The organism is Methylobacterium sp. J-048 (assembly GCF_022829515.1).
In the GTDB taxonomy this organism is placed as follows: Bacteria; Pseudomonadota; Alphaproteobacteria; order Rhizobiales; family Beijerinckiaceae; genus Methylobacterium.
In genome coordinates this window covers 98,394-121,415 of record NZ_JAKSYL010000157.1, presented here as the reverse complement: position 1 = coordinate 121,415, position 23,022 = coordinate 98,394, and the positions used below count along the sequence as shown (strand labels likewise).

The 23,022-nt window shown below is 68.5% G+C and carries 19 protein-coding genes and 1 tRNA gene; 12 read left to right on the top strand and 8 right to left on the bottom strand.

The window, feature by feature from the left end:
• The first annotated feature begins 64 nt into the window (after nt 1-64).
• A complete protein-coding gene (ccmA, locus tag MKL09_RS16105; RefSeq protein ID WP_244021726.1) occupies nt 65-700 on the top strand; it encodes a heme ABC exporter ATP-binding protein CcmA in 636 nt (211 codons plus the stop codon).
• Nucleotides 697-1,365: a heme exporter protein CcmB gene (gene ccmB, locus MKL09_RS16100; RefSeq protein ID WP_244021699.1), complete on the top strand. Its 669-nt coding sequence runs from the start codon at nt 697-699 to the stop codon at nt 1,363-1,365. The genes ccmA and ccmB overlap by 4 nt, the downstream gene beginning before the upstream one ends.
• A gap of 515 nt (nt 1,366-1,880) precedes the next feature.
• On the opposite strand, the gene MKL09_RS16095 is transcribed toward ccmB, so the two are convergent.
• Together MKL09_RS16095 and MKL09_RS16090 are read right to left on the bottom strand one after the other, a co-directional pair.
• The gene (locus MKL09_RS16095; RefSeq protein ID WP_244021697.1) at nt 1,881-2,642 is read right to left on the bottom strand and encodes a hypothetical protein; all 762 of its coding nucleotides are present in this window, start codon (nt 2,640-2,642) and stop codon (nt 1,881-1,883) included.
• On the bottom strand, nt 2,639-3,547 hold the full coding sequence (locus tag MKL09_RS16090; protein WP_244021695.1) for a hypothetical protein: 909 nt from the start codon (nt 3,545-3,547) through the stop codon (nt 2,639-2,641). Before MKL09_RS16090 ends, MKL09_RS16095 begins: the two co-directional genes overlap by 4 nt.
• Before the next feature lie 439 nt (nt 3,548-3,986).
• On the opposite strand from MKL09_RS16090, the gene rpsT reads away from it, so the two are divergent.
• The 5 genes from rpsT (at nt 3,987) to MKL09_RS16065 (ending at nt 10,706) form a co-directional block, all read left to right on the top strand.
• Complete coding sequence (gene rpsT, locus MKL09_RS16085) at nt 3,987-4,253, top strand: 30S ribosomal protein S20 (RefSeq protein ID WP_147856441.1); 267 nt, start codon at nt 3,987-3,989, stop codon at nt 4,251-4,253.
• A gap of 488 nt (nt 4,254-4,741) precedes the next feature.
• Nucleotides 4,742-6,232 carry a chromosomal replication initiator protein DnaA gene (gene dnaA, locus MKL09_RS16080; RefSeq protein ID WP_244021693.1) on the top strand — a complete coding sequence of 497 codons (1,491 nt, stop codon included), beginning with the start codon at nt 4,742-4,744 and terminating at the stop codon, nt 6,230-6,232.
• 222 nt (nt 6,233-6,454) lie between these two features.
• Nucleotides 6,455-7,663, top strand: coding sequence for an acetyl-CoA C-acetyltransferase (locus tag MKL09_RS16075; RefSeq protein ID WP_244021691.1), 1,209 nt, complete (start codon nt 6,455-6,457; stop codon nt 7,661-7,663).
• A gap of 121 nt (nt 7,664-7,784) precedes the next feature.
• On the top strand, nt 7,785-8,294 hold the full coding sequence (locus tag MKL09_RS16070) for a hypothetical protein (RefSeq protein WP_244021689.1): 510 nt from the start codon (nt 7,785-7,787) through the stop codon (nt 8,292-8,294).
• A 213-nt stretch (nt 8,295-8,507) separates the two neighbouring features.
• Entirely contained in the window at nt 8,508-10,706 is a 2,199-nt protein-coding gene (locus MKL09_RS16065; protein WP_244021686.1) for a 3-hydroxyacyl-CoA dehydrogenase NAD-binding domain-containing protein, read from the top strand.
• 17 nt (nt 10,707-10,723) lie between these two features.
• On the opposite strand, the gene MKL09_RS16060 is transcribed toward MKL09_RS16065, so the two are convergent.
• Nucleotides 10,724-11,698 carry a LysR substrate-binding domain-containing protein gene (locus tag MKL09_RS16060; RefSeq protein ID WP_244021684.1) on the bottom strand — a complete coding sequence of 325 codons (975 nt, stop codon included), beginning with the start codon at nt 11,696-11,698 and terminating at the stop codon, nt 10,724-10,726.
• Nucleotides 11,699-11,858: 160 nt separating this feature from the next.
• Here MKL09_RS16060 and MKL09_RS16055 point away from each other — a divergent pair, with 160 nt between their 5' ends.
• Both MKL09_RS16055 and MKL09_RS16050 read left to right on the top strand, forming a co-directional pair.
• Entirely contained in the window at nt 11,859-12,770 is a 912-nt protein-coding gene (locus MKL09_RS16055) for an amino acid ABC transporter substrate-binding protein (protein WP_244021683.1), read from the top strand.
• 32 nt (nt 12,771-12,802) lie between these two features.
• Nucleotides 12,803-13,855, top strand: a complete 1,053-nt coding sequence (locus tag MKL09_RS16050; protein WP_313901187.1) for a GntG family PLP-dependent aldolase — start codon at nt 12,803-12,805, stop codon at nt 13,853-13,855.
• Nucleotides 13,856-13,861: 6 nt separating this feature from the next.
• On the opposite strand, the gene MKL09_RS16045 is transcribed toward MKL09_RS16050, so the two are convergent.
• From MKL09_RS16045 to MKL09_RS16035, 3 genes are all read right to left on the bottom strand, one after another.
• Entirely contained in the window at nt 13,862-14,722 is an 861-nt protein-coding gene (locus tag MKL09_RS16045) for a 3'-5' exonuclease (RefSeq protein WP_244021679.1), read from the bottom strand.
• 70 nt (nt 14,723-14,792) lie between these two features.
• A complete protein-coding gene (gene ligA, locus MKL09_RS16040) occupies nt 14,793-17,222 on the bottom strand; it encodes an NAD-dependent DNA ligase LigA (RefSeq protein ID WP_244021677.1) in 2,430 nt (809 codons plus the stop codon).
• A 64-nt stretch (nt 17,223-17,286) separates the two neighbouring features.
• Nucleotides 17,287-18,570 (bottom strand): MFS transporter, encoded by a 1,284-nt coding sequence (locus tag MKL09_RS16035; RefSeq protein WP_244021675.1) that lies wholly within the window; start codon nt 18,568-18,570, stop codon nt 17,287-17,289.
• Between the two features lie 127 nt (nt 18,571-18,697).
• On the opposite strand from MKL09_RS16035, the gene MKL09_RS16030 reads away from it, so the two are divergent.
• From MKL09_RS16030 to MKL09_RS16020, 3 genes are all read left to right on the top strand, one after another.
• A complete protein-coding gene (locus tag MKL09_RS16030; RefSeq protein WP_244021673.1) occupies nt 18,698-19,396 on the top strand; it encodes a 4'-phosphopantetheinyl transferase family protein in 699 nt (232 codons plus the stop codon).
• Between the two features lie 82 nt (nt 19,397-19,478).
• Nucleotides 19,479-19,555: transfer RNA gene (locus MKL09_RS16025), tRNA-Pro, on the top strand.
• 61 nt (nt 19,556-19,616) lie between these two features.
• A complete protein-coding gene (locus MKL09_RS16020; protein ID WP_244021670.1) occupies nt 19,617-20,750 on the top strand; it encodes a hypothetical protein in 1,134 nt (377 codons plus the stop codon).
• A 7-nt stretch (nt 20,751-20,757) separates the two neighbouring features.
• Here the strand turns inward: MKL09_RS16020 and tgt are convergent, their stop codons facing one another.
• Nucleotides 20,758-21,897, bottom strand: a complete 1,140-nt coding sequence (gene tgt, locus MKL09_RS16015; protein WP_244021668.1) for a tRNA guanosine(34) transglycosylase Tgt — start codon at nt 21,895-21,897, stop codon at nt 20,758-20,760.
• The gene (queA, locus tag MKL09_RS16010) at nt 21,894-22,958 is read right to left on the bottom strand and encodes a tRNA preQ1(34) S-adenosylmethionine ribosyltransferase-isomerase QueA (protein ID WP_244021659.1); all 1,065 of its coding nucleotides are present in this window, start codon (nt 22,956-22,958) and stop codon (nt 21,894-21,896) included. Before queA ends, tgt begins: the two co-directional genes overlap by 4 nt.
• Between the last annotated feature and the right edge of the window lie 64 nt (nt 22,959-23,022).

The window sequence follows — 23,022 nt, the reverse complement described above, 5'->3', positions numbered from 1 at the left end:
TTCGCGTGGCGGGACGGCGCGGATCGGTCTGGCCGCCTGCCGGCGGGAGAAGGCGGGGTACCGGGTGCGGCTCAGCGTCGACAATCTCGCCTGCCGCCGCTCCGGCCGCCGGATTTTTTCCGGCTTGAGCTTCGCCCTGGGGCCGGGCGATGCTCTGGCGGTGACCGGGCGGAACGGCGCCGGGAAATCGAGCCTGCTCGCCATCCTGTCGGGCCGTCTGCGGCCCGATGCCGGCCGCATCGACCTGGCCGAAGTCGGCGAGGCGAGCCTGCCGGAATGTCTTCACGCGGTCGGCCATCGGGACGGGCTCAAGAGCTCGCTGTCCGCAGGCGAGAATCTGCTTTTCGCGCAAAACCTCCTCGGCGCGCCCCGCCTCTCCCCGCGGGAGGCCCTGGACAGGCTCGGCCTCGGACACGCCCACGACCTGCCGGTGGGCTACCTGTCGGCCGGCCAGCGGCGACGCGTGGCCCTGGCGCGGCTGCTGGTCTGCGAACGCCCGCTCTGGCTCCTCGACGAGCCGACCGCGGCCCTCGACGCCGCCTCGCAAGCCTTGCTCGCCGGCCTGATGGCGGCCCACCGGGCGGGCGGCGGGCTGGTGATCGCCGCCACCCATCAGGCTCTGGGTCTTGACGGGGCGGCGGAACTGCGCATCGAGGCGTCCGTCGCCCCGGAGCCCGAGCCCGCGGAGGATTGGGCGTGACCCGTGCCATCCTCGCGCTGATCGCCCGCGACCTGCGGCTCGCCGGCCGCGTCGGCGGCTCCGGCGCCCTGTCGCTGGTGTTCTTCCTGATGATCGTCGCCCTGGTGCCGTTCGCGCTCGGGCCCGACCTCAACCTGCTGTCGCGGATCGGCCCGGCGATCCTCTGGCTCGCCGCGGTGCTCTCGACCCTGATCGGCCTCGACCGTCTATTCCAGGCCGACGAGGAGGACGGCTCCCTCGAGCTGATGAGCGTCGCCCCGGTGCCCCTCGAAGGCGTGGTGCTCGCCAAGGTCACGGCGCATTGGCTGACCACCGGTCTGCCCCTGGCGCTCGCCTCGCCGCTGTTCGGCCTGCTTGTCGCCCTCGACGGCACCGCCATGGGCGCCACCGCGCTGACGCTGCTCGCCGGCACTCCGGCGCTCAGCTTCATTGGCGCGGTCGGGGCGGCGCTCACGGCCTCGATCCGCCGGGGCGGGCTGATTCTCGCCGTCCTGGTGCTGCCGCTGATGATCCCGAGCCTGATCTTCGGCGTCTCGGCTGCCCAGGCGGCGACGGGGGGCACGGTGCCGTTCCTGGTGCCGCTGGCCGTGCTGGCGGCGTTGACCCTGATCGCTGCCGTGGTCGGGACGCTGGCGGCGGCGGCGGCTTTGCGCTGGCCGGAGTGATCGTTTGCCGTCAAGCGGTTTTCGCCGCCATTGCTAGGTCGGAGATCGTAGTAGCGCATTAACCGATCTAATCCATTGGATTGTCGGCCAGTATCTTCAAAATATAACCGTAGCATCCATCGATATCTTCATCGTCTCGGAATGTCGATATCTAGACGCGATTGTCGTCCAAGCATCCTATTTCAAGCCGCCGCCCATAAAGCGTTGCATCGATCCTGATTATATATGGACGATGACGATCGAGGCGAAACTTTATCTTTGATTCTTCCAAAAAACTCAAAATCTTGTTGATCGAATGATCAATTTCCCCTACGCCTTTCGATCAGATCGCGGTAACGTCGAGGCTCGAGATCCGCGTGTTCACGCAGGCACACGAGTATCAACCGGCCCCTGCGCGCGTCTTGGCAGACCAAGCTGTCTATAGGCCCGCAGAGTTCAGGATTGTATTCCGAGTTGGCGCGAGTTAAGGATCGCGATTATTGTCATGTCTGGAGAGCTTCTCGTAGCAGAGGCTTTCACGAAAGATCGAGGACAGAACCGAGTTTCTGCTGGAACGGGAAGGCCGTCGGCTGCCAGTATCGCCCGAGTTTAAAGATGTCGGCTAGGCCGCGCTCGTTCTCCCACAAAAGCTTTGAGAGCGAAAGCCGATCATCTTTCATAAGCGCTTCACCAACAGAGAGATCCGATAAGAGGTATCTTGGGTTTTCGAAATTGGCTATTCGGGTGCTGAGTTGATCTTCCAACCTGGGGCCTATGATTGACCAACGCTTTTTTGCATCCTCGAATTGGCCCAAGGCTGCCTCGGTGAAAAAAAGCCATTTATCGTCATTATATACGCTATATCCCATCATATAATGTCCCAATATAAAAGTAATAATTTTTTCGAAAGTATTCAGGGAACGGAGCAGCGGCAGGACCTCCGTTTCGACCTGGTAGATGAAATCGAGTGGCATCGTCGGATCATCCCAGTCCCAGATTCCGCCCTCACCCTTCGGCTTAAACTTCCTGGAGCGCCCCACCAGCCCAGTCGGACGTCCGTAAGCTGGTGGCGCAACTTGGCCTTCACGGACATAGAGCCCTGTCAATCTCCATTCGAGGGTGAAATAGCCCCGGACCGATCGATCGTAGATGCGAATCTGCCGCGCGATATGCCCTACGGGCAATAGGCAAAGGTATTTGCTGCCAGTGAGTACGATGTCTGGGTTTCGTTCGATGAGGGGAGCCGTCAAAGCACGAATACGTTTTGGCGGAAGCGCGGTTGGATCCACAGAATTCATCGGCGTGGTCTCACCTGAATGAAGATGAACCGCTCAATGTCAGGATACAACTTGTGTGCTTCCCTGATCAGGACTGCTACGCGCGCTAGCGTCAAGCCCTCACGACCCGTTTTCGTATCGTACACACAAGCAGTTAACGGCGGTCTATTTTCAAAAATATCGGCTCTTCTGCTGCCCGGAATTATGAATGATTCATTGTCATTTCTCTCGCCTAAAATGAGTTCGGCTACAAAATTTGGATCTTTTTGACTGTTGATGGTGCGTGCGATCTCGGCGTGGATGCGCGTACCTAGTACGGCTCCGCTGGCATAGCTGCCTTGTGCCTTAACTCGAGCGGCGACATCGTCAACGATAGTCTGCACCTCACCGGCCTTGGGACATGTTGCGTCGAGTTGGGCTTGGTTCAGGCGCCCGATCCACATCGGCATGTCGGGTTGGGCTACATCCTCGTACTGATACTCTTGTGCCGACATGCCCAGAACGGTGCCGTACCCATCCTTCCGAGCGGAGAGATACGTTAGGAGTTGCAACGCAAGCTCGAAGGTTGCGATGACGGGGGCGGCGATCAGTGGTAGGGTGGGAGCCAGGGCCAATTGAGCAATCGGCTCAGCGACGAGACCAGTTGGCGTGAAGGTGGTCTGCGACAGGACCTCGCCTGTATTGCCATCTCGAATCGTCTGCGTTTCTCCGGATGTCTCGAAGATTCGGCTTTCGCCGTCCGGCGCCGTGACGGTGTGTTGTTCGTCGAAGGGCTTTCGTCCCGCACGGATCCGGATCGACAGGACGCGCGTCCCATCCTCCAGCGTTGTGCTATCCGCGAGTGGGGGCGGATCTTGAGGGGCCGGCCCGCCCGGCCGATCCTCGTGGAGCGAGGCCCCTGGCCACCGCTGGGACCCTGCACCCACTCGCCGCCGTTCGGCTGTCCCGCTGGGACGCGTGGCTGCCTCTCCCAACCTTTGGCCTGGAGCTGCCGCTGGAGGCGGATCAGCTTGGTCTCCAGTGTAAGGCCGGCAAGAACGTTGCGCAGGACGATCGACTCGCTGTGCGCTTGAGACTTTTCACGCATAGTGTCCTAGCCCCGCCGGACCGCTTATTGAGCGGCTTATCGGAACATACCAAGAACATAGGAAAATTGTCAAGATTTAAGAAATTGGGCTCGCGCCGACCGCTGCGGGCGGTTCCGCGTTGACGCGCGGCATCGCGCTAACTATAGAGGCCGCTTCGCCGAGGGGCAGCGCTTTCGCGCGCGCTGCGTCTCGGCCATCGCCTGACAACCTGATGCGACGACCGATTTCCGGCTGAGCCGGCCCGTCGGCATCGCCCGACGAAGAGAACGAGGACTCCATGGCCAACACCGCTTCGGCCAAGAAAATGACCCGCAAGATCGAGAAGCGCACGGCGGTCAACCGCTCGCGCCGCTCGCGCATGCGCACCTTCGTCCGTAAGGTCGAAGAGGCGATCGCCGCCGGCAACCAGCAGGACGCGCTGACCGCGCTGCGGGCCGCCGAGCCCGAGATGATGCGCGCTGCCCAGCACGGCATCGTTCATAAGAACAACGCCTCGCGGAAGGTCTCGCGCCTCGCCGCCCGGGTGAAGGCGCTGGCCGCCTAAGCCGCCACCGCATCACCGAGACGACACCAAGCCCGGCCTTCGTGCCGGGCTTTTTCATGTCCGCATTTCGGATCCGCGCCACCGGTCCGGCATCGGTGGCGTCGCGAAGCGTTAACCCTAGACCAGAATTTGGCCCGTTGCAGAGTCTAGGGGTGGCGTGTAGCTTAACAGAAACTGACTGCGTTCAAGCAAAGTCTGCCGATTTCGGGACATCAGCGAATCAATTCGATTCGCCAAGACTCTAGCGAGCGGCCTCGTTGAGGCCGGCAACACTTGCGGTTGGGAATCTGAGCCGTCCCCACAAGTCCCACTGTTAAAGGAACTGTAGGTAATTGTTGATAGGCTCTTCCAATCGGCAAAAGTTCCTTGGTGGGGAGTTGACTCCGCCAACGGACTCTGTCCCGCCCGGTCATGCGGGACGCTGAGGGCGTAATTCGTGCGTACGCGCGGCCTGCGGGTTTCCGCCGGCGGCGTCGGGAGAGCCAGTGATGCGTGTCGACGGAACGGTGGCGAGCGACGACGAGGGCGGCCGCAGCGGCGGCAACACGGATTTCGGATCCGCCTGGGCGCGGGTGAAGCGGCGGCTGCGCGCCGAGCTGGGCGAGGACGTGTTCGCCAGCTGGTTCGCCCGTCTGGAACTCGAAGGCGTAGCGGCCGGCACGGCACGGCTGACGGTGCCGACGCGCTTCCTCAAGAGCTGGATCGAGTCGCACTACCTCGACCGGGTGCTCGGCACCTTCAAGGCCGAGGCCGAGGAGATCGCCCGGATCGAGGTCGGCGTGCGCGGCACCGGCGCCCCGGCCCGCCCGGCGGTCGTCGGAGCGCCTAAGGCCGGCCCGGCCAGCGGCCCGCTCGCCCGGCTCCACGCCACCAACACGCCGGCCCCCGTGGCCGTCGCCACCGCCTCCGAGCAGCGCAACGCCGATGCCGGGGGTGACCTCAGCGGCACGCCGCTCGATGCGCGGCTGACCTTCTCCAGCTTCGTCATCGGCCGCTCGAACGCGCTGGCCCACGCCGCCGCCGAGCGGGTCGCCCGGCACCAGGGCGAGGGCGCGCTCTATAACCCGCTCTACCTTCATGCCGGCGTCGGCTTGGGCAAGACGCACCTGCTGCACGGCATCGGTCATGCCGCCCGCGAGGCCGGGCGCCGGGTGATCTACCTGACCGCAGACCGGTTCATGTACGGCTTCGTCAACGCTCTGAAGACACAGTCGGCGCTCGCCTACAAGGAGCGCCTGCGCGGCATCGACCTGCTGATCCTGGACGACGTCCAGTTCATCCAGGGCAAGTCGATCCAGGCCGAGTTCGGACACACCATCAACGCGCTGATCGATGCCGGCCGGCAGGTGGTCGTGGCGTCGGACCGACCCCCGACCGAGCTGGAAGCGCTGGACGAACGCGTCCGCTCGCGCCTGGGCGGCGGCCTGGTGGTCGAGATCACCGCCCTCGACGAGGCCCTGCGCGTCTCGATCCTGTCGGCGCGGCTCGCCGCGGTGCGGGCGGCGCATCCGGGCTTCGACGTGTCGCCGCAGGTCGCGACCTACGTGGCCCGGGCGATCACGGCCAACGGCCGCGACCTCGAAGGCGCGGTCAACCGGCTGCTGGCCCATGCCACGCTCACCGGCACCGCCGTCACCATGGAGACCGCCGAGAGCGCGATCCGCGACCTCGTGAAGAACCGCGAGCCGAAGCGGATTAAGATCGAGGACATCCAGAAGCTGGTCGCCTCGCGCTACAACGTCTCGCGTTCGGATATCCTGTCGGAACGGCGCACCGCCGCCGTGGTCAAGCCGCGCCAGATCGCCATGTACCTGTCGAAGGTGCTGACCCTGCGCTCGCTGCCCGAGATCGGCCGCCGGTTCGGTGGACGCGACCATACGACCGTGCTGCACGCGGTGCGCAAGATCGAGAAGCTGATCGGTGAGGATACGATCCTCGGCGACGAGGTCGAGCTCCTGAAGCGCATGCTCCAGGACTAGGACCCCGAACGGGGTCCAGGCCGCCACCGCCAATCGACGTTGTGAGCCGCGCCCGATCGAACCCCGATCGGGCGCGGTTCTGTTTTGCGCGGCTTTCAAGCTCGACCGTTTTGCCGCGGCTCGGGATGGTGCGACGCGTATCGGCCGTGGCAGACTGGCGCCCAGCGAGTCGGCCCGCTAAGGCCGCGTCGCCAACAGGCAAGAACACGCTGGGGAACGCCAATGCCCGAAGCCTTCATCTACGATCACGTCCGCACGCCGCGCGGCCGTGGCAAGGCGGATGGCGCGCTGCACGAGGTGACGGCCCTGCGCCTCGCCGAGACGGCCCTGCGGGCGCTCAAGGACCGCACCGGCCTCGACACGGCGCTGGTTGACGACGTGATCCTCGGGTGCGTCGACCCGGTCGGCGAGGCGGGGGGCGACATCGCCCGCGCGGCGGCCCTGGTCTCCGATTACGGCGATCATGTCCCGGGCATCCAGATCAACCGCTTCTGCGCGTCGGGCCTGGACGCCGTGAATTTCGCCGCCGCGCAGGTGATGAGCGGCCAGCACGCGATGGCGGTGGGCGGCGGCGTCGAATCGATGAGCCGCATCGGCATCGGCGCCTCGGGGGGCGCGTGGTCGGTCGATCCGGCGATCGCCATCAAGTCGTATTTCATGCCCCAGGGCGTTTCGGCCGACCTGATCGCCACCAAGTACGGCTTCTCGCGGGACGATTGCGACGCCTACGCGGTCCGCTCGCAGGCGCGCTCGGCCAAGTCCTGGGCGGACGGGCTGTTCGGCGGCTCCGTGGTGCCGGTGCGCGACGTGAACGGCATCACGCTGCTCGACCGCGACGAGCATATGCGGCCGGGCACCGACATGCAGTCGCTGGCCGGGCTGAAGGCCTCCTTCGTCCAGATGGGCCAGATGGGCGGGTTCGACGCGGTGGCGACGGATGCGCATCCGGATGTCGAGACGGTCAACCACGTCCACCATGCCGGCAACTCGTCGGGCATCGTCGACGGCGCTGCCGCCGTGCTGATCGGCTCGAAGGCGGCCGGGGACGCCGCCGGGCTGCGGCCGCGGGCGCGGATCCGGGCGTTCGCCAATATCGGTTCGGACCCGGCCTTGATGCTCACCGGCCCGGTCGACGTCACCCGCAAGGTCCTGGCTCGGTCCGGCCTGAGCCTGTCCGATATCGACCTGTTCGAGGTGAACGAGGCCTTCGCGGCCGTGGTCCTGCGCTTCTGCCAGGCGTTCGATCTCGATCCCGAGATCGTCAACGTCACGGGCGGCGCGATCGCGCTGGGCCATCCGCTGGGCGCGACCGGCGCGATGATCCTCGGAACGGCGCTCGACGAGCTGGAGCGCACCGGCAAGGAGCGCGCGCTGGTGACCCTCTGCATCGGCGCCGGCATGGGCACCGCGACGATCATCGAGCGGGTCTGAACGACACTGCGGCGCGGGGGCGGGCATCCGCCGCTCCCCAAAGCCCGGGAACGCTGGTAGAGGCCCGGGCGACGATCGCCCCGAATCCGGGCCGAACGATAAAAAGATGGGAGTTGAGCCCTTGAACCGCCTGATTGCGACGCTCTGCCTGGGCGTCTCCTTGAGCCTGCCGCTTGCTGCGCACGCCGACGAAGCGTCGGACCGCGTCGCCGAGGCGACCTCGCTCGTGAACAAGACCCTGATCAAGAACCTCCAGACCGGCTTCAACGTCGCCCTGGAGAAGACCGTGGCGCCGATGCCGGAATCGCGCGCCGAGGCCGTGCGCAAGGAACTCACCGACGAGTTCGAGAAACAGCGCGGCATCATGGTCGAGGGACTGTCGAAGGAATACGCCCAGAAGTTCACGCTCGCCGAGCTGAAGCATCTGGACGAGATCTACGCCGACCCGACCTACCTCAAGTTCCAGACGATGAACGCCGATCCCAATTCCGCGGTGACGGCGATCTCGCAGAACTCGGTCACCAAGCTGCTCAACATGCTGGCGGTGGCTGCGGCCACCGACAACACGCCCAAGACCGGCGCGCCGCCGGTCCCGCCGCCGATAGCCCCGCCCGCTCCGGCGCCGAAGTAGCCCGTGCCGCCCCCCCGCGCGCGGCCGCCCGGGGGGGCGAAACCCAACCGCACCGGATGCCGGGAACAGCATCAGTCCGGCAGCCCGTGTCCTTCGCCCTGTACCGGGTCCGTCGGTTCCCCCCAACCGGCGGATCGGGCGCGGCGGCGCTCGAAGCAACTGCACCGTAAGATCGCCGGCGGTTCGACGGCGAGATCCTGGGAGGACGGCACCATGACGCTGACGGATTTCCGCTTCGAGACCGACGCCGACGGCGTCGCGGTGGCGACCTGGGACATGCCCGGCCGGTCGATGAACGTGATCACCGAGGCGGTGATGGATCAGCTCGAGCAGATCATCGAGCAGGTCGCCTCGGACGCCGCGATCAAGGGCTGCGTCATCGCCACCGGCAAGGACAATTTCTCCGGCGGGGCCGATCTCACCATGCTGCAGGGGCTCGGCCGGGCCTACGAGCAGTTGAAAGCCGAGCAGGGTGAGGAGGTGGCCATGCGCCACTTCTTCGAGGCGTCGCGCCGGCTCTCGCTGCTGTTCCGCCGGCTCGAGACCTGCGGCAAGCCGTTCGCCGCGGCGATCCAGGGCCTGTGCCTGGGCGGCGCCTTCGAGTTGGCCCTGTCCTGCCACCACCGGGTCGCCTCGGACGATGCCAAGACCCGGGTCGGGCTGCCGGAGATCAAGGTCGGGCTGTTCCCGGGCGGCGGCGGCACCCAGCGGGTCGCCCGGCTGATGCAGACCGGCGACGCGCTCCAGATGCTGTTCAAGGGCGAGCAGATCCGCGCCCCGATGGCCAAGGGCATGGGGTTGGTTCACGCGGTCGCGCCGCAGGCCGAGATCGTTGAGCGCGCCAAGGCCTGGATCCGCGAGGGCGGCTCCGCGGTCGCCCCCTGGGACGTGCCGAAGTTCAAGGCGCCCTCCGGCAAGGTCTACTCGCCCGCCGGCATGATGATCTGGCCGCCCGCCAACGCGATCTACCGCCGGGAGACCCACAACAATTACCCGGCCGCCAAGGCGATCCTGGCTTCGGTCTACGAGGGCTTGCAGCTGCCCATGGACCTCGCCCTGCGGGTCGAGAGCCGCTACTTCGCGCATATCCTGCGCTCGAAGGAGGCGGCGGCGATGATCCGCACGCTGTTCATCTCCATGGGCGAGTTGAACAAGGGCGCCCGCCGGCCGAAGGACGTGCCGGCCACCAACTTGCGGCGGGTCGGGGTGATCGGCGCCGGCTTCATGGGTGCCGGCGTCGCCTACGTCACCGCCCAGGCCGGACTCGAAGTGGTGCTGGTCGACCAGTCGATCGAGGCCGCCGAGAAGGGCAAGGCCTACGCCCACACGCTGATCACCGGCCAGATCAACAAGGGCCGCGCCAAGACCGCCGATCGCGACGCACTGCTCGGCCGGATCACCACCACGGCGGATTACGCCACGCTCAGCGGATGCGACCTCGTGATCGAGGCGGTGTTCGAGGATCCGAAGGTCAAGGCCGAGGTGATCCAGAAGGTCGAGGCGGTGATCGGCCCCGACACGATCTTCGCCTCCAACACCTCGACGCTGCCGATCACCGGCCTGGCGAAGAGCGCGCAGCGGCCGGACCGGTTCGTTGGCATCCACTTCTTCTCGCCCGTCGAGAAGATGATGCTGGTCGAGATCATCAAGGGCGAGGCCATGGGCGATGCGGCGTTGGCCACCGCCCTCGACTACGTGCGGCTGATCAAGAAGACCCCGATCGTCGTGAACGACGCCCGCGGCTTCTTCGCCAACCGCTGCGTCGGCGCCTACATCCTCGAAGGCCACAAGATGCTAGCCGAGGGCGTGCCGCCCGCGATGATCGAGAGCGCCGGGCGCCAGGCCGGCATGCCGGTCGGACCGCTGTCGCTCAACGACGAGGTCGCCCTCGACCTCGTGCTCAAGATCGCCAAGGCCACCGAGGCGCAGGTGGGGGAGGGGGCGGTCGATCCGGCCCAGAAAACGATCCTCACCGCCCTGGTCGAGGGCCAAGGCCGGCTCGGGCGCAAGAACCGCAAGGGCTTCTACGATTATCCCGAGGGCGCGCCCAAGCGCCTCTGGCCGGGCCTGGCGGAGCTGCAGCCCAACCGTCTCGACCCGGAGGCGGTGGACTTCAACGAATTGAAGCAGCGGCTCCTGGTTGTGCAGGCGCTGGAGGCCGCCCGCACCGTCGGCGAAGGTGTGGTCACCGATCCCCGAGAGGCCGATGTCGGCTCGATCCTGGGCTTCGGCTTCGCACCGTTCACCGGCGGCACCCTGTCCTACATCGACTTCATGGGCACGGCGTCCTTCGTGGCGCTCGCTCGCGGCCTGGAGGTCAAGCACGGCCCCCGCTTCCGGGTGCCCGACACCTTGGCGGCCATGGCCGAGCGGGGCGGGACCTTCTACGGAGAACAGAAGCGCGCCGCCTGATCGGTTTGGCGGACGCCTCAGACCAAGGCCTGAGAGCCGTTCCCGATCGCCTCGGGAACGGCCTGCGCCGCGGCACCCGGCAGACGGGCGAGTTCCTCCAGCATCATGGCCCGCGCACAGGCGCCGAACGCCCGCATCAGTCGCCCCCGCGTATGATCGGGCGGGAACAGCAGCGCGAACCGCACCGGCAGAGCCGGCGCGAACGGCCGGATCAGGATCGGCGAGACCTTAGCCTCTTCGTAGGCCGCCAGCGGGTTCATCAGGCTGACGCCGAGGCCGGCCGAGACAAGAGTGCAGATCGCGGAGCCGAGCCCGGCCTCCGCGGTGATCGTCATCTCGACCCCCGCCGTGTGGAACACCGCATCGATCCGGGCGCGTAGCGCACTCGCGAGCGGTGAGGCCACGAAAGGGAACCCGCGAAAATCCTCGGGCCTGAGACTGGCGCGGGCGCCGAGCGGATGGTCCGGCGGCAGGACGGCGACGCAATCCATCGTCAGCACGTGTTCGAGCCGGGAATCCGGGGCGTCGCCGTAGATCATCGTCAGCGCGGCGTCGCAGAAGCCGCTGGACACCCACCTGTTCACGGTCTCGTCGTCGCCGGAATGGATCGCTACGATCACGTCCGGGTGCGCGGTCTTGAAGCGCGCCACCGCGCGGGAGAGCAGGCCTCCGGCCAGCCGTGGCATGGCGGCGACCCGCAGCCGCTCGGCCCCGAAGGCGCGGATGCGGGTGGCCGCCGCCTCCAGACTGGTCAGGCCCACGAAGGCCCGGTCGACTTCGGTGTGGAAGCGCATGCCGTCTAGCGAGGGCGACAGGCGGCTGCCGCTGCGATCGAACAGGGGCAGGCCAGTCATTGCCTCGAGCTGGGCGATCAGTCGGCTCACCTGCGGCTGCGAAGTGTGGAGCTGCCGGGCCGCCTCGGTCATCGAACCTGCGGCCATCACGGCGCGGAACGCTTCGATATGCCGGAAGGTCATGCGCCGCTGCGCCATATCAGATCCGCATGGTCCGCAGGGAAATCGGAATTGGACGCCGGTCGGCGCACGCAGGATAAACATTCTCCGGCAAGCCGGGGAGTCTACGCTCGACTCCCGCACGGTGCAGGCCTCGCTGAAGCGAATCTGGGTCGGCGTCCACCAGTGGAGTGCAGGGGTGTTGAACAGGATTCCGTTGCTGCTGGCCTCCCTGTTGTCGGTCGGAACAACTGCCTCGTCGTCCGCTGAAGGTTCGGGACGTCTCGATAAGCTCCGGTCCCTGGGGCAGATCAGCCTCGGATTTCCGGATGCGTCGCCCCCATTCGGCTTCCTCGACGGCAACGCGAAGCCGATGGGCTATTCGGTGGAGATATGCGAGCACGTCGCCGAGAAGCTGAAACGCGCCCTCGGCCTGCCGAAGCTCGATGTCCGCCACGTCCCGGTGATGTCCGCGACCCGGATTCCGCTGATCAACAACGGCACGATCGATCTCGAATGCGGCACGGCGAGCAACCTGCCGGAACGGCACAAGCTCGTCGCCTTCGCGCCGACGACCTTCGTAGCGCAGGTGGTGCTGACTGCGCGGAAGGAAACGCCGTTCGACGTGAACGATCTCGCGTCCTTCCGCGGGAAGGCAATCTCGGCTCAGGCCGGCGGCGAAACCCAGCGGGTCGCCACACGGATCAACGTGCGCGACAACCTCGATCTCCGGATCATGCCGGCCAAGGATACCGGCGAGGTGTTTCTACTCTTGGCCAGCGGGCGCGCCGCCGGCATGATCAACGACGACGCCCTGGCCCATGCCACCGTGGCGGGCGCCAAGGACCCATCGGACTACAAGATCGGCGATAAGGGGCTGGAATTCTCGCCCTACGGCATCCTGGAGCCGAAGGACGATCCAGATTTCAAGGCCGCGGTCGACAAGGCCGTGATCGAGATGATCCAGGACGGCACCGTCGCCCAACTCTACACGAAGTACTTCCAGTCGCCGCTGCCGCCGAAGGGCATCAACCTCGACCTGCCGATGAGCGACGTGCTGAAGCGGGCGCTCGCCAAGCCGACCGATTCCGGCGACGAGGCCGATTATTGATAGATCCTGCCCACCTTTTGTCCGAGATCATGATGCCCGAGGAATCCGGTATGCGGCCCGACGTGGTCGACTTGCGCAGCGATACGGTCACGCGTCCGACCGAGGCGATGTACGAGCGCATGCGCGAGGCCCCGCTCGGCGATGACGGGCTCGAAGGCGACCCGACCGCGCGCGCGCTGGAGGTCACCGCGGCCCACATCCTCGGCAAGGAAGCCGGCCTGTTCGTGCCGAGTTGCACCATGGCGAACCTGCTGGCGATCCTGGCGCAGGTCCAGCGCAGCGAGCAGATCCTGCTCGAAGCGCGGGCCCACATGGTCAACACCGAGCGCGGCGCGGCGACCTTCACGGGCACCTTCCTGTTCGGTCTCCCGGGCACGGACGGGGCCATGGACCTCAACCAACTGGAAGACGCTCTGCGGCCCGGCGCCAGCCCGCTCCGGACCGCGATGGTCGCGCTGGAAACGTCGCACAATGCGGCGGGCGGCGCCGTGCTGCCGCTGCTCCACATGGCGGCGGTGGCCGGCCTCGCCTGGACGAGGGGCATCCCGGTCCATCTCGACGGCGCGCGCCTGTTCAATGCGGCGGCGCATCTCGAAGTGACGCCTGCGGAGATCGCCGCGCAGGTCGATACGGTGTCCCTGTGCCTGTCGAAGGGCCTCAGCGCACCCGCGGGCGCGATCCTTGCCGGTCCCGCCGCCGTGATCGCCGAGGCGCGGCGCCTCCGGAAGATGCTCGGCGGCACGCAGCGCCAGATCGGGATCCTGGCGGCGGCCGGCCTGGAAGCGGTGACCGCGATGGGCGCCCGGCTCGCCGAGGATCATGCGACGGCACGCCAGCTCAGCGACAGCCTGAACACGCTCGGCCCGCGCCTCTCGGCGAGCCACCCGCAAACCAACATCGTTCAGATCGACCTCACCGGGACCGGCCGCGACAGCGCCTGCTGGGTGGACGATCTCGAAGCGGCCGGGATCCTGACCCGCCCGCTGGGTGAGCGGTGCCTGCGGCTGGTGACGCACCGGCATATCGGTTCGAGCGACGTCGCGCGCGCGGTCGCGGCGTTCCGGACCTGCCTCGCGGCAGCCTGATCCTCGTCAAGCGACGCGGACCTTCGCGCCGAGCATCCGGGCAAGCAGCTCCACGTCGTTGACGTTGTCGGACAGAAGATCGGTGATGTCGCCGACCTCCAGCGCCTTCACGTGGCGGCAGCGCATGCCGTAGCGGCCGGCCGTGCAGGTGCAGCGCAGCTGCGGGCCGCCGGGCCGCTCTTCCAGCACGACGCTGTATCGGTTGCCGGTCGAGCCCCGGATCGCGAAGCTGAGCGCCGAGGGCGCGGCCGGGAAGGCGGCGAGCGCCCGGTCGCTGATCGCCCCCGGAGCCCGGCGGGGGAGGGACGGTCCGCCCGTCACCCGGGTGACCGGGACACCGATCGCCGCGGCGAGGCCGTGGACGTCCGGCGTCTCGGTCTCGCGCATGGCCGCCAGGGCGATGGCCGCGCAGGCATAGGCATCCTCGCCCGCATCGTGGTGCTCGAAGCGGATGCCGAGGCGCCGGGCGACCTTGCCGAGGCCGCAGCCCTCCGGCGCCGGAAACACCCGTCGGGCGATCTGGACCGTGCAGAGATAGGACAGGGCCGGCACCGGCAGGCCGGCCCGGGCCAGGCCGGCGCGCAGCACGCCGATGTCGAAGCTGGCGTTGTGCGCGAGGATCAACCCGCTGGTCAGGTCGTCGAGATAGGGCGCCATGACGCCTGCGAAGTCCGGCTGATCGGCGACATTGGCCGGCAGGATGCCGTGGACCCGGATGTTGCCCGGGGAGAACCGCATCTCCGGTGGCCGGATCAGGTGGCTTTCCCGCCGCACGATCCGCCCATCCGCGATCCAGGCGAGCCCCACCGCGCAGGCGCTGTCGCGCCGCTCGTTGGCCGTCTCGAAGTCGAGGGCCAGGACCGTCATCGCGGGTGGACCATGCCGGGGAACGTTCTCGGGGTGTTCCCAAGCGGTCTAAAGCCCCGGGAGTCGCGCTTCAACCCTGCGCGACCATTCCCAGCCAATCGTCCTCCGACACCACCCGGACGCCGTGCTTCTCGGCGTCCTTCAGCTTCGAGCCGGCCCCGGGGCCCGCGACCACGAGGTCGGTCTTGGCCGAGACCGAGCCCGAGACCTTCGCACCGAGCCGCTCGGCCACCGCCTTGGCCTCGTTGCGGGTCATCTTCTCCAGGGTGCCGGTGAAGACTAAGGTCTTGCCAGCGAACGCGGAGGCCGCGGCCGGGCGCTCCATCGCCTCGACCGTCACTTCGGCGAGCAGGGCCGCGACCGCATCGGCATTGTGCGGCTCGGAGAAGAACAGGATCAGCGCGTCGGTCGCCACCGGGCCGATCTCGCCGTCATCGGCAAACAGCCGGTAGGCGTCGCCGGGCTTCTGCGCGGCGGCCCGGGCGAGGGCGGCCCGCAAGGCATCGGCACCGCCGTAATGCTGGAGGAGGTTTTCCCGTTGGGGGGCGCTGAGGCGAGCACGCGGGGCATCGGAGGGCGCGTCGTCGGGGAAGCCGAGATCGAGCAGCCGGCCCCGAGTCGTGTCGCCGATCCTGTCCACGGACCGCAGCTCGACCCAGTCCGGTCCCGGCTGCACGGCGGCCGCCTCCGTGATCGCCGCGATCAGCGACGGCATGTCGGGAAACCGCTTGGCCAAAGCCTTGGCGGTGGCCTCGCCGATCTGCGGGATGCCCAGCGCGAACAGCAGGCGGTTCATCGGAACCGTCCGGCGGCCCTCGACCCCGGCGAGCAGGTTCTTGATCGCCTTGTCTTCCTCCTCGCCCTTCTTCTTGGCGGCCTTCTTGGGCGGCTCGGGCGCCCCGGCCTCGGCGCGCCGCTCCGCCGAGAGCGCCTCGCGCCGCGCCACGACGGCGGCCTTCAGGGTCTCGAAATCGAGCCGGAACAGGTCGGCGGGCTGGCGCACCAGGCCGGCCTCGAACAGCACCTCGATATAGGTCTCGCCGAAGCCCTCGATGTCGAAGCCGTTGCGCGAGACGAAATGCTTCAGCCGCTCCACCCCCTGCGCCGGGCAGATCAGGCCGCCGGTGCAGCGCCGGATCGCGTCGGGGCGGCCGGTGCGCGGGTTGATCGCCCGCACGGCGCGGCTGCCGCAGGCCGGGCAAGTCTCCGGGAAGGCGAAGGGCTGCGAATCCGCCGGTCGCTTGGTGAGGTCGACATCCATCACCTTGGGGATCACGTCGCCGGCCCGGACCACCGTGACCGTGTCGCCGACGCGGATGTCGCGCCCGTCGCGGATCGGCTCGCCGTCGCCGCCGACACCCTTCACGTAGCCCTCGTTGTGGAGCGTCGCGTTGGAGACGACCACGCCGCCCACCGTCACCGGCTTCAGCTTCGCCAGCGGGTTGAGCGAGCCGGTGCGGCCGACATTGATGACGATGTCCTCGACCAATGTCGTCGCCTCCTGGGCGGCGAATTTGTGGGCCAGCGCCCAGCGGGGCGAGCGCGAGACGAAGCCGAGCCGCTTCTGCAGCGCGAGGTCGTCGACCTTGTAGACGACGCCGTCGATGTCGTAGCCGAGCCCGGCCCGGTCCGCCTCGATCCGGCGGTAATGGCCGAGCATCGCTTCGATGTCGGTGAAGGTCCGGGTGAGCGGGTTCACCGGCAGACCCCAGGCGGCGAAGCGCTCAAGGACGCCGGATTGCGTCTCGGCGATCGGTGCCGAGAGCTCACCCCAGGCATAGGCGAAAAACTTCAAGGGTCGGGAGGCGGTGATCCCGGGGTCGAGCTGGCGCAGGCTGCCGGCGGCGGCGTTGCGCGGGTTGGCGAAGAGCGGCTTGCCGGCCGCCTCCTGGCGGGCGTTGATCGCGGCGAAATCGGCGTGCGACAGGTAGACCTCGCCGCGCACCTCACAGATCTCCGGCCAGCCGGTGCCTGCCAACACAGCTGGGATGTCGTTCACGGTGCGGGCATTGGCCGTGACGTTCTCGCCGACCTCGCCGTCGCCGCGGGTCGCCGCCGTCTCCAGCTTGCCGTTCACGTAGCGCAGCGACAGCGACAGGCCGTCGATCTTCGGCTCGGCCGTGAAGGCGAGGGGCGCGTCCTCGGACCAGCCCAGGAAGCGGCGGACCCGGGCCACGAACTCGGCGACCTCCTCCGGATCGAAGGCGTTGCCCAGCGACAGCATCGGCACGGCGTGCCGCACCTTGGCGAACTTTTCCGAGGGCTTGGCGCCGACCGATGTGCTGGCCGCACCGGTCCCGGCGAGATCGGGGAAACGGGTCTCGATGTCCTCCAGCCGACGGCGCAGGCGGTCGTAATCAGCGTCCGAGATCTCGGGCGCGTCCTCCTGGTGGTAGAGTCGGTCGGCCTCCTGGATCGCCTCGGAGAGCCGCGCATGCTCGGTGCGCGCCTCCTCGGCGGTGAGGTCGAGCTCGGGCGTATCGGGTTTCGCGGCTGGCATGGGGGCGTTCTAGCGCATCGCGCACGCCGCGGGAGTCGGCTGCGGCGCGGCGTCCCCATATCCCTCAGCCGCGGGGCGCGAGCAGATCGCCGCGGCCGACCAGCAGGAAGGCGCCGAGGAACACCGCGGCCACCACGGCGCTCAGGACGGCCAGCGGCATCACCGGGGCGAGCCAACCCGACAGCACGGTGCCGGCGACCGAGCCGAGATTCATCGCGGCCATGTAGACCTCGAACTGCGTCGCTGCGCCGGCACGCCCGCGGCTCGCCTGGAGCAGCGCCGGCATCAGCGCGACGATCAGCAGTCCCGGCAGAGCGTTGGTGAGCGCCAGGATCAGCGGCGCCGCCGACCGCAGCAGACCCGCGGCGATCAGGACGCCGGCCAGCACGAAGGTCGACGCGCTCGCCAGAAGCAGGAGTCTTAGAGGCCGCACCGGGCCGGCCCGGTCCGACCAGACTCCGATCGCGAAGGCGCCCGCCGTCCCGCTCACCAGCGCAAGACCCGCCTGAAGGCGCGACAGGGCAGCCGCGTCCCAGCCCCGGCCCTGGAGCAAATCGACCGAGAACGGCAGCTCGAACAGCCCGAGGGCCGCATCGAGACCGAAGCACAGGGCGAGCAGCTGCAGCGCTCGCTTCCGCCGCAACGCGAGGACGAGGCGGCGCAGGAAGCGCAGGAACGGGACGCGCCGCGGAGCCGGGCCGCGTCGGCCGAAATCCATCAGCGCGTCGGCGGGCGCCTCGCGCACCAGCAGCATCGGCAGGCTCGCCAGGACGCCGGACGCGAGCAGGCCGGACAGGCTCACCGTGAGCCCGTAGCGGGAGAGCGTCCAGCCGAGCAAACCGGCGCTGAGGCTGGTCCCGGCGACGAACCCGGCCCGCGTGCACGCGCTGACCCGGCCGAGCTCGGCCGCGGGGACGTGATCCATGATCATCCGGTCGCAGGCGGTGTCGAGCAGGGAGGCGAACAGGCTGTGGACCAGGAAGGCAAGGCCGAGCAGGCCGACCTGGTCGGCGTCGAGGAGCAGCATCAGGGCGATCGTCGCGTGGCATCCGAGGATCGCCGCCACCGCGAAGGGCCGTCGCCGGCCCATGCGGCGCTGCGCCGATCGATCGACCAGCGGCCCCCACAGGATCGGCTGGAGCGTCCAGGGCAGCCCGGCCAGGGCGAAATGAAGTCCGACCTCGGTGGCCGGGACGCCGCGCGCCGCGAGGTGATTGGCCAAGGCGGTCAGGGAGAATCCGGCGATCAGGCCCTGGTAGAGGTAGGTCGCGAAGAACACGCCGTAGCAGGCTCGCCGCCCGGCCAGGCTCGGGGTTGGCAGCCATCCGCGACGCGAGCCTGCGCTCAAGCCCGGATGCCCTTGCCGGTCCGGTGCCGCACGACGATGCTCCTCATCCCGCCATCACCGGATCCGAACCCGTGCCGCCTCGTCCCGAGCAGACTACGTCGTACGCCCAGAAGCCGCGAGGCGTCGCGTGAGCGCGGCCGAGATCTGGATCGTCGATCTCGCACCGTCGCCGGAACAGCTCGATCGCTGCGGGGCCGTTCTCGATGCCGACGAGCGCTGTCGCGCTGCGCGATTCCTGCGACCGGCCGACCGGGTGCGCTACCAGGCGAGCCACGCGGCGCTCCGGCTGATCCTCGGCGAGGCTTTGGGCCTCGCGCCTGCCGAGATCCGCCTGGAGGCCGGCGCCGCCGGCAAGCCCGAACTCGCCGGCTCCGCGCGTGGCGCCCTCGACTTCAACCTGTCCCATTCCGGCGGACGCGCCCTGGTTGGCCTAGTGCGCGGGGCGGCCATCGGCGTCGATGTCGAGGAGATCCGGCCCATCGCGGATGCCCTGCGCATTGCCCGCTCGCATTTCGCACCCGACGAGGCGGCGTCCCTTGCGGCGCAAGCACCGGAGGACATCGAGATCGCCTTCTTCGGCCTGTGGACCCGCAAGGAAGCCGTGGTGAAGGCTCTGGGCACCGGCCTGTCGTTGCCCCTGGACCGCTTCAGCGTCAGCGTCCCGCCCGCTTCCCCGCGCCTTCTGCGCATGGCCCAGGGCGGCGCCTTGACGCTGGCCGACATCGCGTGCGGACCGGGCTACGCCGCAACGGTCGCGGTGCGCTGCGCAGCGGCCGGGATCGCGTTTCGGCATCTTGAACCAGGTTGGCCGAGCCGCCTTCGCTGAAAGCCCAACACCGGCCTTGCGGTCCGGGAAAGGCGCAGCTATAAGCCCGCTGCCGGCAGTTGCGGACACGCAAACCGGCCTTCGGAGTGTAGCGCAGTCTGGTAGCGCACCACGTTCGGGACGTGGGGGTCGCAGGTTCAAATCCTGCCACTCCGACCAAGCTCCTTCGCGGAGTACAGGTCTTCCCGCTTTTGCTGATCGCTTTCGTTGCCACAGGCCGGTGACGCGTGGCGTATACTTGAGTCCGCTTTCTGAATCAGCGCGACGGCGTCGATCGAAGCGGGTATGCGGCCAGCCTATGGCCCCGAAATCGCCAGCCTCTCCCATCGAAGTCGAAACCCCGCCCGCCGCGTGGGTCGGCTTCACCCAGCTCTTTCTGATCGCCGCCGGTTTGCTCGGCCTCGCCATCATCGGCAGTCTCGCGGGTCTGGACCCCTACGGTCTGCGCGCGGCGCCCGGACATCCGCCGGGGCCGATCATGGACACGAACCAGCGGCTCTCCTATCCACAGATCGCCCGCGGTGGCCCGTTCGACGCGGCCGTGTTCGGCACCTCGACGGCCAGGCTGCTCGACCCGGACGCGCTCGATGCCGCCTTCGATGCGCGCTTCGCCAACCTCGCGATGAACGCAGCGACGCCGGACGAGCAGATCCGCCTGGCCGATCTGTTCCTCGCGCATCGGCCGGTGAAGGCGGTCCTGTTCGGCCTCGACACGACCTGGTGCGCCGCCGATCCGCCGGCCCGCAGCGCCAACGCCTTTCCGGACTGGCTCTACGAGACCGGAGCGCCCTGGGGCGTGCTGCGGCAGGTCAGCCTGCGCTCGGTCACGATCGCCGCGCAGACCGCGCTTGCGCGCCTCGGCCTCGCACGGCCGCGGATCCGCCCCGACGGCTACGCGGTCTTCACGCCGCCCGAGGCGCTGTACGATCCCGCGCGCGCCCGCGTCCATATCCGGGCCGGCACCCTCGATCCGGCGGCAACCTCAGACCCGCCGGACGCCCCCATGCCGGCGCTGGCACGGCTCAATGCGCTCCTCGAAACAATCCCGGCGGGTGCCCTGAAGCTCGTCGCCTTCATGCCGGTGCACGCAGCGGCGCAAGGCGCTCCTGGAACACCGGCCGGACGGCGGGAGGCGGCCTGCAAGGCCCGCGTCGCGGAGATCGGCGCGAAACGCGGTGCCGTCGTGGTGGATTTCCGCATGCCCTCGACCGTGACCACGCAGGACACGAACTACTGGGACGCGCTGCATTACCGCTTGCCGGTAGCCGCACGAATCGTGGCCGCCCTGAAAGCGTCCGTCAGCACCGGCGCCGACGACCCAGACGGCGCCTACCGAATCCTTGCGCACCCGTAACGCCGGTTCAGCCAGCTGCCGCGCGCTCGGCCCGTGCCCAGCCCTCGCGGGTGGCGCCGCAGTAATCCGTGAACCGCCCGTCCCGGATCGCGGCCCGGGCGCCGGCCATCAGGTCCTGATAATAGGCGAGGTTGTTCCAGGTCAGCAGCATCATCCCCAGGATCTCGTTCGACCGGACGAGGTGATGCAGGTAGGCCCGGGAATAGTCCCGCGCGGCCGGGCAGGTCGAGGTCTCGTCCAGGGGCGCCGTGTCCTCGGCGTGTCGGGCGTTGCGCAGGTTGACCCGGCCGTTCCTGGTATAGGCGAGACCGTGGCGGCCGGCCCGGGTCGGCATCACGCAGTCGAACATGTCGATGCCCCGGGCGACGGCGCCCAGGATGTCGTCCGGCGTGCCGACGCCCATCAGGTAGCGCGGCTTCGCCTGCGGCAGGTGCGGCTCCACGGTCTCGATCATGGCAAACATCACTGCTTGCGGCTCGCCGACCGCGAGGCCGCCGACCGCGTAGCCCTTCAGGTCGAGGTCGGTCAGGGCGCGGGCGCTCTCGACGCGCAACGCCGGCACGTCGCCGCCCTGCACGATGCCGAACATCGCCTTGCCGGGTTGCTCGCCGAACGCGACCCGGCAGCGCTCGGCCCAGCGCAGGGACAGGTGCATCGCCTTCTCGATCGCCTTGTGCTCGGCGGGCAGGCGCACGCACTCGTCGAGCTGCATCTGGATGTCGGAGCCGAGCAGGCCCTGGATCTCGATCGAGCGCTCCGGGCTCATGTGGTGGGCGGTGCCGTCGATATGCGAGCGGAACGTCACCCCCTGCTCGTCGATCTTCCGCAGGGCCGAGAGCGACATCACCTGGAAGCCGCCGGAATCGGTGAGGATCGGCCGGTCCCAGTTCATGAACCGGTGCAGGCCGCCGAGCCGCGCCATCCGCTCGGGGCCTGGGCGCAGCATCAGGTGGTAGGTGTTGCCCAGCACCACGTCGGCGCCCAGCTCCCGGACCTGACCGGGATACATCGCCTTGACGGTGGCGGCGGTCCCCACTGGCATGAAGGCCGGCGTGCGGATGTTTCCGCGCGGCGTCGCAATCTCGCCGGTCCGGGCGGTGCCGTCCTGCCCGTGCAGGGTGAAGCCGAAGGGCACGGTCTCGGTCATGGCATGTCCGCGCGCGGGCCCGGGAACAGCAGGCTGGCGTCGCCGTAGGAGTAGAAGCGGTAGCCGCTTCGGATCGCGTGCGCGTAGGCCGTCCGCATCGTGTCGAGGCCCGAGAAGGCCGAGACCAGCATGAACAGGGTCGAGCGCGGCAGGTGGAAGTTCGTCACCAGCGCGTCGACCGCGCGGAACCGGTAGCCGGGCGTGATGAAGATGTCGGTCGGCCCCGAGAAGGCCGCGAGCGTGCCGTCGGGGCTCGCGGCGCTCTCCAGGAGGCGCAGGGCCGTCGTGCCCACGGCGACGATCCGACCGCCGGCGGCCCGGACGGCGTTGAGGGCAGCGGCCGTGTCGGCATCGAGGATGCCGATCTCCGCATGCATCCGGTGGTCCTCGGTATCGTCGGCCTTGACCGGCAAAAAAGTCCCGGCGCCGACATGCAGGGTGACGTGGTGCCGGTGCAGGCCGGCGGCGTCGAGCGCGGCAAGCAGATCGTCCGAGACATGCAGCCCTGCCGTCGGGGCTGCCACGGCGCCGGGATGGCGCGCATAGATCGTTTGGTAGTCGGTGGCGTCGCGGGCGTCGGTGGGGCGCTTGCCGGCGATGTAGGGCGGTAGCGGCAGGGCGCCTTCGAGGGCGATCTGGGCGTCGAGGGCGGCCCCGGCCCGATCGAAATCGAGGGTGATCTCGCCGGCCTCGCCCTTCTCGAACACGGTGGCGCGAAGGTCGCCGAACTGAAGCGCATCGCCCACAGTCAGCCGCTTGGCCGGCCGGGCGAAGGCCCGCCAGCGCGCCGGTGCCTCGCGCAGGTGCAGCATCACCTCGGTGCGCTGGCCGGGGGCGCCGGGGCGGGTGCGCACGCCGTTGAGCCGCGCCGGGATCACCTTCGTGTCGTTGAAGACCAGGGCGTCGCCGGATCGGAGCGCCCCGGGCAGGCCGCGGACGGTTTGATCCGCCAGCGCCTCGCCCGGGCGCACGACGAGGAGCCGCCCGGCATCGCGCGGCTCGGCCGGACGCAGGGCGATGCAGCTCTCCGGCAACTCGAAATCGAACAGGTCCACGCGCATCGCCGGCTGCCTGCACCGAACGGCATGCGGTTTCAACCTCGGAACCGGTTCGCGCCCCGCCGGT